Here is a 16756-nt window from a genome sequence, read left to right as displayed (position 1 = left end):
GTCAGAACGTGATTGTTCGTTCTTTCAAGGACATCGAGAACACCGACCGTCACATCAAATCCGCATCCGGCACCTGGGAAAGCAAGCGGATCGTGCTGGCGAAGGAGCGTGTGGGCTTCTCCCTGCACGAGACCGTGCTGTACGCCGGGACGAAGACTTCCATGTGGTACGCAAACCACATCGAAGCCGTACTCTGCGTAGAGGGCGAGTCCGAACTCACCAACGATGAGACCGGTGAGAAGCATCTGATCACCCCCGGCACCATGTATCTGCTCGACGGGCACGAGAAGCACACAATGCGCCCGATTACCGACTTCCGGTGCATCTGTGTCTTCAATCCGCCCGTAACGGGCCGGGAAGATCACGACGAGAACGGCGTCTATCCGCTTCTCACAGAGCCTGACGATGCCTGACGACTGAGCCCGTCACGGCTCGGCCTGCTCAGGCTCGTCCGGCGGCTCCGGCGCCGCCCGCGGCTTCGGCCGCTCGCCCACCGAACAGGGCCGTACGAGAGGAGAGGAAGGCAACACCATGACCACCGCACCCGAGCGCACCGCCGACCTGTACCCGACTCGGGGAGCCACCGAGGTGGCCACCCCACGCATGGACCCCGTCGTGTGGTCCGGCGCGGGTGCTCCGGGGCCCATCGCGGCCGCGGATCTGGCGGACTACGAGCGGGACGGGTTCCTCGCGGTCGATCAGCTCATCACCCCCGATGAGGTCGAGACGTACCGCAGGGAACTGGAACGGCTCACCACGGATCCGGAGATCCGTGCCGACGAGCGCTCGATCGTCGAGCCCCAGTCGGACGAGATCCGGACCGTGTTCGAGGTGCACAAGATCAGCGAGGTCTTCGCCGGCCTGGTGCGGGACCCGCGTGTTGTGGGCCGGGCTCGACAGATCCTGGGCTCGGACGTCTACGTCCACCAGTCCAGGATCAACGTCAAGCCCGGCTTCGGTGCCACTGGCTTCTACTGGCACTCCGACTTCGAGACCTGGCACGCGGAAGACGGTCTTCCGCAGATGCATACCGTCTCGGTCTCGATCGCACTGACACGGAACTACGACACCAACGGCGGCCTGATGATCATGCCGGGGTCACACAAGACCTTCCTCGGCTGCGCGGGCGAGACGCCGAAGGACAACTACAAGAAGTCCTTGCAGATGCAGGACGCGGGGACTCCCTCCGACGAGTCCCTGGCCAAGTTCGCCGACGCACACGGCATCAAGCTCTTCACGGGCGATGCCGGCTCCGCGACCTGGTTCGACTGCAACTGCATGCACGGGAGCGGTGACAACATCACTCCGTATCCGCGGAGCAATGTTTTCATCGTCTTCAACAGCGTGGAGAACGAGGCCCTGGAGCCCTTCGCCGCGCCGGTCCGCCGTCCCGACTTCATCGGGGCGCGCGAATTCAACCCCGTGAGGTGATGCGGGGCGTCACGCTCCGCACACGCTGAAGAGGGGGAGGCCGCGCGCTGCGGTCTCCCCCCTTTTCGGCTTTTCTCCGCACTCTTCGGGCCCGTTCCGGGCTTCTTCGGGTCCCGGAACGGCGTCCCGGAGCGAGGTCCCGGAACGGCCCCGGCAGCGGCCCGAACGAGGCGACTTACACGCGCGTGGTTCAGTTCTCCCGGCGTCCGTCCACACGCCGCGGCAGCCCCAGCGGGTTCGCATCGTGCAGCTCCGGCGGCAGCAGCGCCTCGGGCGCGTCCTGGTAGGCGACGGGCCGCAGCCAGCGCTCGATCGCCGTCGCCCCCACCGATGTCGACGTGGAGGTCGTGGCCGGATACGGGCCGCCGTGGTGCTGCGCGGGTGCGACGGCGACGCCCGTGGGCCAGCCGTCGACCAGTACGCGGCCGGCGAGCGGCGTCAGCGCCGCCAGCAGCCTTGCGCCACGGCCGCCCTCGCCCGCGGACTCGGCCTCGCCGAGGTGCACGGTCGCGGTGAGGTTGCCGGGCAGCCGGGAGAGGGCCGCGGTGACCTCGTCGTCGTCCTGGTAGCGCGCGATGACCGTGACGGGGCCGAAGCACTCCTCCAGCAGCAGCTCGTACTGCTGCTGTCCGAGCCTCTCCGCGGCGACGGTGAGGAATCCGGCGCTCACCGAGTGCTCGTCGTCGCCCGGGCCGCCGGCCACGGGCGCCTCCACTCCGTCGAGTCCCGCACGGGCGCCGAGACCGGCGAGGAAGGCGTCCCGCATGCCGCCGTCCAGCAGCGGCCCCTGCGCGGACTTGCTCACGGCCTCCCGCAGCGCCTCCAGCAGCCGGTCGCCCGACTCGCCCTCCGGCACGAGCACGAAGCCCGGCTTGGTGCAGAACTGGCCGGTGCCCATGGTCATCGACCCGGCCAGCCCCTCGCCGATCTGCTCGGCGCGCTCGGCCGCCGCCGCGCTCGTGACCACGACGGGGTTGAGCGAGCCGAGTTCGCCGTGGAAGGGGATGGGTGCGGGACGTGACGCGGCGGCGTCGAAGAGGGCGCGCCCGCCGCGTACGGAACCGGTGAAGCCCGCGGCGGCCACCAGCGGGTGCTTGACGAGCTCGACACCGGCCTCGAAGCCGTGCACGACGCTCAACACGTCCTCGGGAAGCCCGACTTCGGCCGCGGCACGGCGCAGCGCCGCACCCGTCAGCTCGGACGTCGCCGGGTGGTCCGGGTGCGCCTTGACCACCACGGGGCAGCCCGCGGCGAGGGCGCTGGCGGTGTCGCCGCCCGGCACGGAGAAGGCGAGCGGGAAGTTGGAGGCCGCGTAGACGGCGACGACGCCGAGCGGGATCTTGTAGCGGCGCAGGTCGGGGCAGGGCGGCGTCGCGTCCGCGTCCTTGTGGTTGATGGTGACGCCCAGGTACGCGCCGTCCTCGATCTCGTCGGCGAAGGCACGCAACTGCGCCTGCGTACGGGCCAGTTCACCGGTGAGCCGGGGCCGCCCGAGCGCGGTCTCCGCGTCGGCCGCGGCGAGGATGTCCTCGCTCGCCGCGTCGAGCTGCGCGGCGGCCGCGCGGAGCAGGGCCGCGCGCACGGTGCGGTCGGCGAGCGGCTCCCTGGCGGCGTTCGCCGCCCGTACGGCCGCGTCCACGTCGCCGGGTGTGGCCTCCGTGCCGACCTGTTCACGCCGGTTTCCGGTCCGGGGGTCGACGCTCCACACTGGTGCTGCTGCCACCGTGATTTCCTCCTGCCGCGTGCTTGTCTCCGCAGAGAGGCCGTTCGATATGCTGAACAACATCTCTGTCAGTGAACCTGCCGGGGAGCCTAGGAGCGCCGCAACAGAGGGGTCAAGGACGATGTCAGCTGGCGAGACGAGCGCATCGCAGGTCAAGTCGGCCGTGCGCACTGTGGAGCTGCTGGAGTTCTTCGCGGGACGGCCGGGGATGCACTCCCTCGCCGATGTCCAGGAAGCCGTCGGCTATCCCAAGTCCAGTCTCTACATGCTGCTTCGCACGCTTGTCGATCTGGGCTGGGTGGAGACCGACGCCACGGGCACACGGTACGGGATCGGCGTACGCGCCCTGCTGGTCGGGACCTCCTACATCGACGGCGACGAGGCGGTGGCCGCGGCCCGGCCCACCCTCGACCGGCTCTCCGACGACACCACGGAGACCATTCACATGGCGCGGCTGGACGGCACGAACGTCGTCTATCTCGCCACCCGCCAGTCGCAGCACTATCTGCGTCCCTTCACGCGCGTGGGGCGGCGGCTGCCCGCCCACTCCACCTCCCTGGGCAAGGCGCTGCTCGCCACGTACGACGACGAGCAGGTGCGCAAGATGCTCCCGGAGACGCTCTCCTCGCTCACCGAGAACACCCTCACCGACCGCGAGGCGCTGATCGAGGAGCTGGCGCTCGTACGTGAGCAGGGCTACGCCGTCGACCGCGAGGAGAACACGCTCGGACTTCGCTGCTTCGGCGTGGCCATCCCCTACCGGACGCCGGCGCGGGACGCCATCAGCTGCTCGGTGCCGGTCGCCAGACTCACCCCGGCGCACGAGCAGACGATCAAGGACGCGCTCTTCGACGCACGGGACCGGCTGACGCTGGCGACGCGGCGGCTGTGAGACGGAGGCACCCCGGCGACGGGTGAGCGGCGCCCGCCGGAGGGTAACTTGGCGGCATGGCTGAGTTGTTGCACCTGACGGAGCGGTCCCTCTGGGAGGCGGCCCGCGAGTCGGGCACGTACGAGATGTCCACGCGCGGCCACACCCTGGCCGAGGTCGGCTTCATCCACTGTTCGCAGCGCCACCAACTGCCGCCAGTGGCACGCATGTTGTACGGCGGCTGGGACCCGGCCGAGCTCGTGCTGCTCGTCATCGACAGCGAACGGCTCTCCGTGCCCGTCCGTTACGAGGCGCCGGAGCCTGCCGCCGCCTGTGCCGACGACGGCGGCAGCGGGACGCCGGACGGCGGCGCCGTCGAGGAATTCCCGCACATCTACGGGCCGTTGCCCGTCTCGGCGGTCGTCGCCGAGGAGGCGTGGAGCTGGGACACGCCGGTGTCCGGGGGCAGTTGAGCCGCGGCGCAGCGTTCCGGCGCGCGAGCCCCAGCCGTCAGGAGTCCGCCGGTCCGGAAGCGCCGCCCTTCCCCGCGGGCTCCACGGGCCGCACCGCGCACTGGTCGGAGAAGCCCTGACCGACCAGCCCCAGCGCGGCGTTGATGCGGGACCGGTGGTTCTCCACGGCCACGATCGCGGTCAGCTCGACGAAGGCCGGTTCGCCCAGCCTGCCGATCAGCTCCCGCGTCATCCCGTCGGTCACGGCGGGCTCGGTCTCCGTCATCGCCTCGGCGAACTCCATGACGAGCAGCTCCAGTTCGGTGAAGCGCTCGCGGTGCTCCCGCCAGGCAGGCACGTAACGGATCTTCTCCATCGGCATGCCCAGGTCGTCGGCGAGCCAGTATCCGAAGTCCACGCACCAGGAGCAGCCGATGCGGGAGGCGGTGACCAGCTCGGCGATGTGCTTCAGACCGGGGTCGAGGGCCCGCCACTTCGCGACGCGCGACTCGTAGAGGCTCACGGCGCCCAGCACCTTCGGGTTGTGCCCCGCGGCCCGCAGCGGGTCCATGACCTTGCCGTACTTGCGGCGGGAGTACCACGCGGCGATGCGCAGCATGGCGCTGCGCGGCGGGTCGAGCGAGATGCGTGCCATGACCGGTGCTCCTTCGTCCCTGGTTCGCGTCGTCCTGCCGGACCGTGTGCCCCGGCTGACACGTCTACGACGGGGCGGGGCGCGCGGATGTGACACGCGCCGACGGGTCACCCGGCCGTGTGCGGCGAGGCCAGTTCGCGCAGGGCCTGCCCGACGGCCGCGAGGTCGGCGTCGGGGGCCAGGCCCGCATGGTAGAGCCGCAGCTCGGCGGCGCCCAGGTCGCGGGCGTGTGCGGCGTCGGCGGCGAGGGTGTGCGGCGAGCCGCCCATGCCGGAGACGACGGTGAAGTTGGCGGCGACGGTGAACCTCCCGCGGATCCCGGTCCCGGTCCCGGACCCGGACCCGGATCCGGATCCGTCGCCCGCTTCGCGCCCGGGCACGCGCCCTGCCCCGGGCCCTGACTCCTCCGCGGCTCTCGCTCCGGCCGCGCCAGCCACCCCGGCTGCCTCGGCCGCCTCGGCCGCCTCCGCGAACGGGCCGAGCGCTTCGGCCCGTTCGGCGGCTCCTCCCCCGCACGGGACCACCACGCCGTCCGCGTCCTCCACCGCCTGGGCGGGGGCCACGCCCGCGTTCGCGCCGAGCCGGTGCGGCGCCGGATCGGCGTGCAGCATCACCCTGAAGTCCGGCCCGGCGGCCGGTGCCGTGGCCGTACGGACGCCCGCGGTACCGGCGGAGGCACGGGCGGCGGCCGCCGTACGTACCGCCGCGACGGCCTCCCGTCGCAATCGCCGCGCGGCCTCCGCACGCCAGGACGCGCAGACCGCCGCAGCGTCCGCGCCCAGCAGCCCGGCCACCCGCAGCCACTCGCCCTCGCGGGTCCGGTCCGCATCGGCCGCCTCCAGACCCGTACCGGCACCGGTACGCGGGGCGGCGCCGCTCCACACGGGCTCCAGCGCGCCCTTCACCCGGGCCCGCAGCTCCTCCGGATCGGCGCCGAGCCCGGCGTACCCGGCCACGCACACCTCGCAGAAGCACAGCGACATCAGGTACTGGGCGGCGCCGTCCAGCCGGGCTCCCCCGGTCTTGTCGTGAGCGTGCAGATGCGCCAGCCCGTACCAGCCGCACGACTCCAGCTCCGTACCGCTCGTGTACGGACGCACCGCGGCCTCCCCGGCCAACGCAACGAGGTACTCGCGCACTTCGGGACGGGCGACGCACGGCGCCCAGGCGTAGCGGTCGCCGTATGCGTTGCGGACGGTGATGTGCGCGTGCTCCTCGCCGAGGCGGGAGTTGTGCGCGAGCACCACCCAGGAGTGCACCTCGATCCCGGCCTCGCTCAGGGCGCGGGCCGCCTCGCCGTACGGGCCGCCCGGGTCCTCGCAGTCGATCCAGCCCTGCTCGTACGGACGCAGCGCCCGCCCGCTCCAGCGTTCCGCGTCGGGCGGGTAGAGCACCGCGGAGTGCCGGGCTGTGACGACGCGGCGGCCGGGGTGGCGGGGCGTGAGGGCGCGTACGGAGTGATAGGCCGAGGCGAGCGTGGCCTGGCGGACGCCCAGGGACGCGAGGCGCGGCGCGGCCTCCGGATCGCCCACGACGTCCCACGGGTAGAGGAACGCTCCGGCGCGCATCAGCGGGATCCGCCGGTGCCTGTGCCTGTGCCTGTGCCTGTGCCTGTGCCGGTGCCGGTGCCGGTGCCGGTGCCGGTGCCGGCCGCCAACTCGAGCCCGCGCTCGATCAGTTCGGCCAGCTCCTTCAGATGGGCCGGTGACGGTTCGCTCAGCGGGGGACGCACCTCGCCCACGTCCAGTCCGCGCAGCCGCACGCCCGCCTTCACCAGCGACACGGCGTATCCGCGGCCCCGGTCGCGCAGCTCGACGAGGGGGCGGAAGAAGCCGTCGAGCAGGCGGTTGACGGACGCGTCGTCGCCCGTGGTGAGCGCGCGGTGGAAGGCGAGGGCGATCTCCGGTGCGAAGCAGAAGACCGCGGAGGAGTAGAGCGTCACGCCGAGGCTGCGGTAGGCGAGGCCGGTCTGCTCCGCGGTGGGCAGCCCGTTGAAGTAGCGGAAGGCGCCCGCGGCCTCCTCCCCCGCCTCCGTGCGGACGGTGCTGATGATGCGCTGCATCAGGTCGAGGTCGCCGTAGCCGTCCTTGAGGCCGATGACGCCGGGAGTGCGTGCGAGCCGCGCCACGGTGGACGGAGCGAAGACGGCGTTGTCGCGCTGGTAGACGATGACGTCCAGGCCCGTCGATCCCGCGAGCGCGGTGTAGTGCTCCAGCAGGCCCTCCTGCGAGGGGACGACGAGGTAGGGCGGCATCGCCAGCAGCCCGTCCGCGCCCGCCTGTTCGGCGATCGACGCGAAGTGCCGGGCGAGCGCCGTGCCGTAGCCCGTACCGGCGACGACGGGCACCCGGCCCCCCGCCTCGTCCACGGCCGCGGCCACGACCTCGCCGTACTCCCCCGGCTCAAGCGCATGGAACTCTCCGGTGCCGCAGCACGCGAAGACGGCTCCGGCGCCCGCGTCCAGGCCCGCGCGCACGTGCGCGCGGAAGGCGTCGAGGTCGACCGCGCCGTCCGGGCCGTAGGCCGTGACCGGGAAGAAGAGCAGCCCGTCCAGGCGCTCTGCGAGGGGACGCGGCTGCTGCGGCGCCGCCGCGGAGGAGGACGAGGAGGGTGAGGTCATTGCGCGCTCCTGCTCGGGCCGGTACGGAAGCGGGCCACGGAGGCACGCGGACCGCACCCCCGCATCCGTACACGAACCTGTACACGTTTCTGATCTGCGTCTATATTCTTGAACCAGCTAACCGTAGGCCAGTCCATCCTGGCCGGTCAAGCGCGCCGCTCGCCGAAGAACCCGTGGTGAACGGAGCCCCGTCCGGGCCCGCCGCACACCCCGCAATCTTGACGCCGCAGCGCCCCGCTCCATAGCGTGTCCCCATATATGAACCTTGTCTACGGACGGAGATCCCGCCGATGACCGCCGCCCGCCCTCGCACCGTTCTGCTCACCGGCGCCGCCGGCGGCCTCGGCACCCTGATGCGCGGGCTGCTCCCCGGATATGGATACCGGCTGCGCCTCTTCGACCTCCGCCCCGTCGAGGGCGAACCCGCCGCCGTCACGGCCGACTTGACGGACGCGGCGGCGCTGCGCGAGGCCGTAAAGGGCGTCGACGCGATCGTCCACCTCGCGGGGATCTCGCTGGAAGCCCCCTTCGAGAAGATCCTCCACTCCAACATCGAGGGCGCCTACCGGCTCTACGAGGCCGCACGCGAAGAGGGCGTGCGCCGCGTCGTCTTCGCCTCCTCCAATCACGCCGTGGGCTTCACCCCGCGCCCGGCCGACGGCGGCCCCCTCATCCCCGTGGACACCCCGCACCGCCCCGACACCTACTACGGGCTCTCCAAGTCCTTCGGCGAGGACCTCGCCCAGCTCTACTGGGACCTGCACGGCATCGAGACCGTCTCCGTACGCATCGGCTCCTGCTTCCCCGAGCCGACCTCCGTGCGGATGCTCTCGCTGTGGCTCAGCCCCGCCGACGGGGCCCGGCTCTTCCATGCGGCGCTCACCGCACCGGACGTCGGCCACACCGTCGCCTACGGCTCCTCCGCCAACACCCGCCTGTGGTGGGACCTTTCCACGGCCCGCGCGCTCGGCTACGAGCCACAGGACGACTCCGAGCCGTACGCGGACGAACTCATCGCAAAGCAGGGGGAACCGGACCCGGCCGACCCCGAACACGCCCGTCTCGGCGGGCACTTCTGCACACGGCCTCCCATCTGGCCGCACTGAAAAGGGAGTCGGGGGGCATGATGGACCCGTACCGATCACCCAGGCCGCTCACGGGGAGGGCACCAGCATGTACTTCGTCGCAGACACCGATCCGGACACCGCGTTGTCGGGGCTCGTGGACTCGGGGCTGATCAGCTGGCTGATCCTGGGGCTCATCGCGGGCACCGTCGCCAAGGTCATCCTGCCGGGCCGCGACCCGGGCGGTCTGTTCGGCACCATCCTCATCGGCATCGCGGGCGCGTTCATCGGCGGCTGGCTCTCCTCCACCTTCCTGGACCGCTCGGTGGACCACGACTTCGTCGACCCGGCGCTGTGGGTCTCGGCGGTCGCCGGTTCGCTGGTGCTGCTGATCGGATACCGGATCTTCTTCGGGCACTCACGGGAGCGCCGCCGCTGAGACCCGGGGCCCGGCGGGGCGGAGCCACGGCGGTACCCACGGCGGTGTGCTCCCGAGGACTCCGGCGCCCGCTTCAGCCGCCCCAGCCCTTCCCCGTACGTTTCTCGAACACGTCGGTGCGGGACGGCAGTACGGGCGTGTAGCCGGAGTCGATCAGCCGGGGAAGGTAGTCGCGCAGCGCGGCGACGGTCTGCGAGCGGTTTCCGCCGCCGTCGTGGGAGAGCAGGATCGCCCCCGGCCGCACGGTCTTCAGGACGGTCGAGGTGATCTCCCGCGTCCCGGGTTCCTTCCAGTCGCACGTGTCGACGGACCAGCCCAGCGGGCTCATGCCGAGGGAGGCGGATATCTCCAGCGTCCGCTCGTTCCAGTCGCCGAAGGGGGCGCGCGCCAGGGTGGGCGGGGCGCCCACGGCCTTGTCGACGACGTCGCAGGTGCGGGCCAGCTGTTCACGGACCTCGCGGGGTCGCATCCGGGTCAGCTGCGGATGGCTCCAGGAGTGGTTGGCTATCTCGTGGCCGGCGTCCGATATGGCCTTCAGCAGCCAGGAGTTGGCGGCGGCCTCCGTGCCTATGACGCAGAACGTGGCCCGCACGCGGTGACGGCGCAGCACCTCCAGCACCTGTGGCGTGTAGACGGGATCGGGGCCGTCGTCGAAGGTGAGGGCTATCTCCTGCTTCTTCCGCTTCCCGGCGTCCAGCGTGTAGGCGACGTCGGTGCTTCCGCGTGCTCTCGCGTGGATCTCGCCCGTCTCGGGCCGCAGCCGGTAGGACTGCGGCGTCCCGGCACGGGCCGCCGCCGGCCGCCCGTGCCGCAGTGCGTGCCAGGAGGCGCCCTTCGCGTCGACGGCGCCGCCGGTCCCGGGGCCGCCGCCTGTGGCGTGCGCGCGGTTCGCGGCGCACGCGCCGGCTATGAGCAGTCCGCCGAGGAAGACGCGTCTCGTGTTGGTGTGCGCGCTGCCGTTCGCTCTCGTTCGTGATTCAGAAGTCATGCCGGACGTACTGCCACGCCGGAGAGTAGTCACACATGTTCGCTGGGTGACACCACTCGTATGCCTCAGCCGATCTCCGCCGTGCACGGGACCGCCTCTGTTAAAGCACGGCGAACCCGCGCCACGGCGCTCCGGCAAAGGAACCGCAAAGCGCGGCCGCTCGTTACGACCGGCATGACGGCAATGACTCCCGGCTCGAACATCCCGCTCGGCACGGCCCAGGTGGCCGTGGAGGTGACCGCACCGTCCCGGCTGGACGTCTCAGGACTCCTCCTCGGTGAGAACGGAAAGGTCCGCTCCGACGACGACTTCGTCTTCTACAACCAGCCGGCGGGCCCCGGCGTGACGCACAGCAGCGGTGCCGCCGACACCATCACGGTCGACACCGGCAAGGTGCCGGCGGATGTGCAGAAGGTCGTGGTCACGGCCAGCCCCGACGCCCCCGGCGCCACCTTCGCGGGCATGGAGCCGACCGCCACCCTCCGGGACGCCGCCACGCAGGAGGTGATCGCGACCTTCACCCCGCCCTCGCTCGGCAGCGAGACGGCGCTCGTCGTGGTCGAGGTCTACCGGCGGGGCAACGCCTGGAAGGTACGGGCCGTGGGCCAGGGCTACGCCGACGGACTCGGCGGCATCGCCACCGACTTCGGGGTCAATGTGGAGGAGCCCGCCGCACCGGTGGCCACACCGGCGCCGGCGCCCGCACCTCAGCCGGCTCCGCCCCCGCAGGCACCGCAGGCGCAGCCCGCGCCGCCGCCCACGCCCGCCACCCAGGCCGCGCAGTCCCCGTCCCCCGCCGCTGCCGCTCCCCAGGCCGGAGCCGGGAAGATCAATCTGGACAAGGGCAAGGTCAGCCTCCAGAAGAACCAGACGGTCTCGCTCACCAAGGGCGGCCGCCCAGTGCTCACGAGCGTCCGGATGGGCCTGGGCTGGGAGCCGGTGTTCCGAGCGGGCCGCCGGGCGAAGGAGGTCGACCTGGACGCGTCCGTCATCGCCTACGACGCCGGGCGCAACAAGGTCGACGCCTGCTACTTCGGCAAGCTCGTCATCCTCAACGGCGTCGTGCAGCACTCCGGCGACAACCTCACGGGCGAGGGCGAGGGCGACGACGAATCCATCACCGTCCATCTCGGGGACCTTCCCCCGCAGGTCACGGGCCTGGTCTTCACCGTCAACTCCTTCTCGGGGCAGAAGTTCAGCGAGGTGGCCAAGGCGTACTGCCGCCTCGTCGACGCCGCCAGCGGACAGGAGCTGGTCCGCTTCGACCTCACCAACGCCGAGCCGCGCACCGGCGTGCTGATGTGCAAGCTCGTGCGGCAGTTCTCCGGCGAGTGGGACATGACCGCGCTCGGCGAGTACGTCGACTCCCGTACCGTCCGCGGGATGGTCAAGCCGGGCGGCGCCGCGCTGTGAGCCGCGGGGCGCCTGCTCCGGCCTAACGGAGCGGATCCGGGGTACCGCGAGGGTGCGGACGCGTGTGCGCTCCGGGGCCGTCGCGAGCGCCCGCGCGCGGTTTCCGGAGCGCTTCGGGTGCGTCGCGACGTACGCGCGCAGACGCACGCACGCGTGCGGGCATACGTACAGGCACGTACAGGTACAAGCACGTACAGGTACAAGCACGGGCGAGTACGTGTACGTGCAGAGGCACGAGCACGTACGCACAGGGACACGTACCGGCACCCGTACAGGCACGCATCAAGCAGCCGAAGGAGGCGCTCACATGGCCATCGCCACGGTGAATCCGGCCACGGGCGAGACGCTGAAGACTTTCGAACCGCTCAACGCCGGCGAGATCGAGGAGCGGCTCATCAGGGCGGACCGCGCCTACCGCGAACACCGCCTCACCGGCTTCGCGCAGCGCTCCGCGCTCATGCACCGGGCCGCGGACCTGCTGGAGGAGGACCAGGACGCCGTCGCCCGCATGATGACGACGGAGATGGGCAAGCCCCTCGCGGCCGCCCGCGCCGAGGCCGCCAAGTGCGTCAAGGCGATGCGGTGGTACGCCGAGCACGCCGAGGCACAGCTCGCCGACGAGCATCCGGCGCCCGGTGACGTGAAGGACTCGGGCGGGGTGCGGGCCTTCGTGCGCTACCGGCCGCTGGGCCCGGTACTGGCGGTCATGCCGTGGAACTTCCCGCTCTGGCAGGTCGTGCGCTTCGCGGCGCCCGCCCTCATGGCCGGCAACACCGGCCTGCTCAAGCACGCGTCGAACGTGCCGCAGACGGCGCTGTATCTGGAGGAGCTCTTCCGCCGCGCCGGATTCGCCGAGGGCGTCTTCCAGACCCTCCTCGTCGGCTCGGGCGCGGTCGCCGACCTGCTGCGCGACGACCGGGTCGTGGCCGCCACCCTCACCGGCAGCGAGCCGGCGGGCCGCTCGGTCGCCTCGATCGCCGGGGACGAGATCAAGAAGACGGTGCTCGAACTCGGCGGCAGCGACCCCTACTTGGTGCTGCCCTCGGCCGATCTGGACAAGGCCGTGCGGACGGCCGTCACCGCCCGCGTGCAGAACGCCGGGCAGTCCTGCATCGCGGCCAAGCGCTTCATCGTGCACACGGACGTCTACGAGACGTTCACGGCCCGCTTCGTGGAGCGGATGTCCGCGCTGAAGGTCGGCGACCCCATGGCGGACGACACCGACGTCGGGCCGCTCTCCAGCGCGCAGGGACGCTCCGACCTGGAGGAGCTGGTCGACGACGCGACGCGGCGCGGTGCCACGGCCCTGTGCGGCGGCGGACGCCCGCTGCACCTGCCCGACGGCTGGTACTACGAGCCGACGGTACTCACCGGCGTCACCGACGAGATGAGGATCCACCGCGAGGAGGCGTTCGGACCGGTCGCCACCGTCTACCGCGTGGACGGCCTGGACGAGGCCGTCGAGCTGGCCAACGGCACGTCGTTCGGCCTGAGTTCCAACGCCTGGACGCGCGACTCCGCCGAGCAGGAGCGGCTCACCCGCGATCTGGAGGCGGGCGGCGTCTTCTTCAACGGCATGACCGCCTCGCACCCCGGCATGCCCTTCGGCGGCGTCAAACGCTCCGGCTACGGACGGGAGCTGGCCGGGCACGGCATCCGGGAGTTCTGCAACGCGACCACGGTGTGGTTCGGCCCGGAAGAGTGACACTGGTGGTGTCCGGCCCCTGAGTCGTACGGGACGCCTCGACGCTTCGGACGTATGAGACGCGGACGTACGGGAGGCGGACGTACGAGAGGGGCCGGGCCGGTGGGAAGCACACCGGGTCCGGCGGGGACCGGGCGGGCGGACCGCACGGCTCCGCCGTCGACGCGGGACCGCGTCGCCGGCGGGAGGTCCGCTCGCCCGGCCTCTGCCGTATCGGCCGGGCCGGTGCGCGCGCCCCGATGGCGACGGCGCCGCCCCGGATGGCCGCCCCGTCCCCGGCGGGCAGGCGGCGTCGCGATGCAGCGACATGAGGCAGCGACAAGTTGCAGCGACATGAGGGCCCGACGTGAGGCAGCGACATGAGAAGCTGCCGCTTCACGCGCGCCCGTCCGCCGTCTCCGCTCTCCCCCACCCGCCTCCGGCGGGACCGCCGGTAGTCTCGGCAGCGCTCTCACAGCCGCCCGCGCCGCACCGCCGGCTGTCACCGTCCGCCGTCCCCCACCGGAGGTCGCCATGGCAGTACGTACCGAGAAGCAGGGACCGGTCACCACCGTCGTCCTCTCCAGACCCGAAGCGCGCAACGCCGTCGACGGCGACACCGCGTCCCGGCTCGCCAGAGCCTTCCGTGACTTCGAGGCCGACCCGGACGCGCTGGTCGCGGTCCTGTGGGGCGAGGGCGGCACGTTCTGCGCCGGAGCGGACCTCAAGGCCATCGGGACCGACCGCGCCAACCGTGTCGCGCCGGACGGCGACGGGCCGATGGGCCCCACCCGGCTGCGCCTGACGAAGCCCGTGATCGCGGCGGTCAGCGGCCACGCGGTCGCCGGCGGCCTCGAACTCGCCCTCTGGTGCGACATGCGGATCGCCGAGGAGGACGCCGTCTTCGGTGTCTTCTGCCGGCGCTGGGGCGTGCCCCTGATCGACGGCGGGACCGTACGCCTGCCACGCCTGATCGGGCAGAGCCGTGCCCTCGACCTCATCCTCACCGGCCGTCCGGTGCCCGCGTCCGAGGCGTACGACATGGGGCTCGCCAACCGGCTCGTGCCGCACGGCGAGTCCAGGGCCGCGGCCGAGGAACTCGCGGCAGGGCTCGCCCGGTTCCCGCAGACCTGCCTGCGCGGCGACCTCGCCTCGGTGCACGAGCAGGAGGGCCTGTCCGAGGAAGGGGCGATGACCCGCGAACTCCGGCACGGACAGGCCGCGTTGCTGGAGGCCGCGGAGGGAGTGGCCCGTTTCGCGGCGGGCGCGGGCCGCCACGGGGACTTCGAGTCGATCTGACCGGACGGGGCGCGGCGACCCACGCACCGCGCGCGCACCGCTCTGGCGCCCGCCTGCCCGTCAACTGCCCGCGTTCCGCGAGAAGTTGCCCCCGTGGCTCATCCCGGGCACCCTGTGCTGCACAGGGGGTAACCATCTACGCGCTCGCGGTCGACGTGCACTGAGCGCAGGGCGCACCCGCGGCCCATGGCTCGGGACCCGCGGCCCGGAACCGGGGGGCCGGGGGCCCGTTCGCCGCGTTCAGTTCAGCCGGCTGCGCGCCTTGAAGGCCGCCTTGCGGGCGTCCTTCGCCGTCTGCTTGTCGGGATGCACGCGGCCCATCGCCTCCAGGACGTGGCCCGTCGCCGGATGGTCGACCTTCCACGCCTTGTCGAAGAAGCCCGCGTGCTGGTCGACCAACCCCCGTACCAGTTCCCGGAGTTCGTCCGCCTCGCCCGCGGTGGCCAGCTGCGCGGCGATCGTGTCCACGGTCAGCCAGAAGACCATCTCCTCGTCCGGCTGCGGGACATCGGTCGCGCCGTGCTCGACGAGCCACACCCGCGCCAGTCCGCCCAGCTGCCGGTCCTCCAGCACATCGCGCAGCGCCGGTTCCGCGTCCGTGCCGATGAGCGAGAGGGCCTGCTGGCATGCGAGGCGGCGGGACGGCGCGTCCTCGTCGGTGCCGCGGGCCGCCGAGAGCAGTTCGCGTGCGGACCGGAGCGGCGTACGGGCGGCGAGCCAGGACTCGATCTCGGCCTGCGCGTTCTCCTCGGTGTAGGCGATCAGGGCACCGAGCAGCTTCTCCGCGTCCGCGTCCGCGAGGTCGCCGACGGCCGGCGCCTCGGCGCCCGCCTCCAGCAGGCGTACGCGCACACCGTGGATGCCGAGCGGAGTCAGCCGGACCATGCCGTAGCGGGAGACGTCCTCGTCGTCGGGGGTCTCCGGCAGCTCCACGTCCTCGTCGGTCTCCTCGGTCAACGCCTCGTCGACGGGCTGGTATTCGACGAGCCCGGTGGGCGCGAGCATCCGGAACTGCTCGTCGAGCTTCATCATCGCCGCCGAGACCTCTTCCAGCACGGCGTCGGTGGGCTCCTCCATGTCGTCCGGGACGATCATGGACGCGGCGAGCACCGGCAGCGGCACCATCGCACCGGCGGACACGGCCTGGTCGGTGGCGGTCAGCACGTAGAGATTGCCGAGTGCGCCGTCCAGGAAGTCGGCCTCCTGCTCCGGATTCCAGTCGAGGGAGTCGAGGTCGATGGCCTCCGGGTCGATCTGGCCGTCCTCACCGGTGACGTCCTCGAGACCGCCGATGAGGTCCTCGAAGCTCGGGGTCGCGGCGTCGGCCAGCACGCTCTCCATGCCGCCCTGCCAGATCTCCAGTACGTCCCCGGGGGCGCCTTCGCCGCGGAGCAGGGCGAGTTCGGGGCCCGGGCGTGCGGTGCCCACCGGCTCCTCGGTGAGGGACGGGGCCTGACCGGCGGTGCCGCCGTCGCCCCCTCCGTCGCCACCGCCCTCGTCCGGCCCGCCGTCCGCGCCGCCCTCCGCGTCACCGGCTTCCCCACCGGCCGCGCCGTCGCCGTCCGCCTCGTCAGCCCCGGCCGCCTCGTCGTCCTCCACGTCCAACAGGCCCACGTCGACGGCGAGTTGCCACGCCTGCGCCGTGTGCATCTCCCCGTCCTCGTCGTCGGAGAGCCCGAGATGGGCGACCGCCTCCTTCAACTGGGGCGCGAGCAGCTCGCCTCCCGCGCCGACGGGCACGCCCTCCGCGCCCTCCCCGCCGACGCCCCCGGTACCGCCCCCGGTGCCGCCCTCCGCTCCGGCCCAGACGGCGAGCCGTGCGGCCCATTGGAAGAGCGGTGCGGCCAGTGCGTCCCGCGCGAGTTCGGATTCGGAGGACAGCCGCACGGGCGGCATGGCTGCGGGGCGGTCGCCACCGGTCGGTTCACCGGACATCAGCGCGTTCATCTCCTACGGGGGCTGCACGTTGCGGGAAAGCTGCGGCCCCCAGCGTAGACGGGAGTGTCCCGTGCTGCCCGAATCGCGCGCCCGCGAACCTCCCACCCGTGGGTGACCGTTCCGCGACTCTGAGTGCCACCGGGCGCCGCCCGCACCGGAGTTGCGGTGCGCTTGTACTC

General features: G+C 72.1%; 15 protein-coding genes. 9 read left to right on the top strand and 6 right to left on the bottom strand.

Features of this window, described 5'->3' with window-relative positions:
* Positions 1-8 precede the first annotated feature (8 nt).
* Positions 9-413 (top strand): ectoine synthase, encoded by a 405-nt coding sequence (locus HCC61_RS19075; RefSeq protein WP_169136836.1) that lies wholly within the window; start codon positions 9-11, stop codon positions 411-413.
* 118 nt (positions 414-531) lie between these two features.
* Complete coding sequence (gene thpD, locus HCC61_RS19070) at positions 532-1431, top strand: ectoine hydroxylase (protein WP_169136834.1); 900 nt, start codon at positions 532-534, stop codon at positions 1429-1431.
* A 190-nt stretch (positions 1432-1621) separates the two neighbouring features.
* Here the strand turns inward: thpD and HCC61_RS19065 are convergent, their stop codons facing one another.
* A complete protein-coding gene (locus HCC61_RS19065) occupies positions 1622-3154 on the bottom strand; it encodes an aldehyde dehydrogenase (NADP(+)) (RefSeq protein WP_169136832.1) in 1533 nt (510 codons plus the stop codon).
* 121 nt (positions 3155-3275) lie between these two features.
* Between HCC61_RS19065 and HCC61_RS19060 the strand changes: the two genes are divergently transcribed.
* Together HCC61_RS19060 and HCC61_RS19055 are read left to right on the top strand one after the other, a co-directional pair.
* Entirely contained in the window at positions 3276-4046 is a 771-nt protein-coding gene (locus HCC61_RS19060) for an IclR family transcriptional regulator (protein WP_169136830.1), read from the top strand.
* 56 nt (positions 4047-4102) lie between these two features.
* On the top strand, positions 4103-4498 hold the full coding sequence (locus HCC61_RS19055) for a DUF952 domain-containing protein (protein WP_169136828.1): 396 nt from the start codon (positions 4103-4105) through the stop codon (positions 4496-4498).
* A gap of 37 nt (positions 4499-4535) precedes the next feature.
* Here HCC61_RS19055 and HCC61_RS19050 read toward each other — a convergent pair whose 3' ends face one another.
* The 3 genes from HCC61_RS19050 to HCC61_RS19040 all read right to left on the bottom strand — a co-directional run bounded on the left by HCC61_RS19050 (position 4536) and on the right by HCC61_RS19040 (position 7752).
* Positions 4536-5132 carry a carboxymuconolactone decarboxylase family protein gene (locus HCC61_RS19050; RefSeq protein ID WP_169136826.1) on the bottom strand — a complete coding sequence of 199 codons (597 nt, stop codon included), beginning with the start codon at positions 5130-5132 and terminating at the stop codon, positions 4536-4538.
* Between the two features lie 107 nt (positions 5133-5239).
* Entirely contained in the window at positions 5240-6700 is a 1461-nt protein-coding gene (locus tag HCC61_RS19045) for a hypothetical protein (RefSeq protein WP_169136824.1), read from the bottom strand.
* Positions 6700-7752: a 5-dehydro-4-deoxyglucarate dehydratase gene (locus HCC61_RS19040; RefSeq protein ID WP_169136822.1), complete on the bottom strand. Its 1053-nt coding sequence runs from the start codon at positions 7750-7752 to the stop codon at positions 6700-6702. Before HCC61_RS19040 ends, HCC61_RS19045 begins: the two co-directional genes overlap by 1 nt.
* 290 nt (positions 7753-8042) lie before the next feature.
* Here HCC61_RS19040 and HCC61_RS19035 point away from each other — a divergent pair, with 290 nt between their 5' ends.
* The gene (locus tag HCC61_RS19035) at positions 8043-8858 is read left to right on the top strand and encodes an NAD(P)-dependent oxidoreductase (protein ID WP_169136820.1); all 816 of its coding nucleotides are present in this window, start codon (positions 8043-8045) and stop codon (positions 8856-8858) included.
* Between the two features lie 67 nt (positions 8859-8925).
* Entirely contained in the window at positions 8926-9255 is a 330-nt protein-coding gene (locus HCC61_RS19030; RefSeq protein WP_169136818.1) for a GlsB/YeaQ/YmgE family stress response membrane protein, read from the top strand.
* Between the two features lie 73 nt (positions 9256-9328).
* On the opposite strand, the gene HCC61_RS19025 is transcribed toward HCC61_RS19030, so the two are convergent.
* Positions 9329-10243, bottom strand: coding sequence for a polysaccharide deacetylase family protein (locus tag HCC61_RS19025; RefSeq protein WP_169136817.1), 915 nt, complete (start codon positions 10241-10243; stop codon positions 9329-9331).
* Positions 10244-10417: 174 nt separating this feature from the next.
* Here HCC61_RS19025 and HCC61_RS19020 point away from each other — a divergent pair, with 174 nt between their 5' ends.
* The 3 genes from HCC61_RS19020 to HCC61_RS19010 all read left to right on the top strand — a co-directional run bounded on the left by HCC61_RS19020 (position 10418) and on the right by HCC61_RS19010 (position 14639).
* Complete coding sequence (locus HCC61_RS19020; protein WP_169136816.1) at positions 10418-11656, top strand: TerD family protein; 1239 nt, start codon at positions 10418-10420, stop codon at positions 11654-11656.
* 307 nt (positions 11657-11963) lie between these two features.
* Positions 11964-13361, top strand: coding sequence for an NADP-dependent succinic semialdehyde dehydrogenase (locus HCC61_RS19015; protein WP_169136815.1), 1398 nt, complete (start codon positions 11964-11966; stop codon positions 13359-13361).
* A 513-nt stretch (positions 13362-13874) separates the two neighbouring features.
* The gene (locus tag HCC61_RS19010; RefSeq protein ID WP_169136814.1) at positions 13875-14639 is read left to right on the top strand and encodes a crotonase/enoyl-CoA hydratase family protein; all 765 of its coding nucleotides are present in this window, start codon (positions 13875-13877) and stop codon (positions 14637-14639) included.
* A 240-nt stretch (positions 14640-14879) separates the two neighbouring features.
* On the opposite strand, the gene HCC61_RS19005 is transcribed toward HCC61_RS19010, so the two are convergent.
* Complete coding sequence (locus tag HCC61_RS19005; protein ID WP_169136813.1) at positions 14880-16574, bottom strand: hypothetical protein; 1695 nt, start codon at positions 16572-16574, stop codon at positions 14880-14882.
* Between the last annotated feature and the right edge of the window lie 182 nt (positions 16575-16756).

The sequence above is a fragment of the Streptomyces sp. HNM0575 genome (assembly GCF_012726265.1).
In the GTDB taxonomy this organism is placed as follows: Bacteria; Actinomycetota; Actinomycetes; order Streptomycetales; family Streptomycetaceae; genus Streptomyces.
This window is presented reverse-complemented; position numbering and strand designations above follow the sequence as displayed.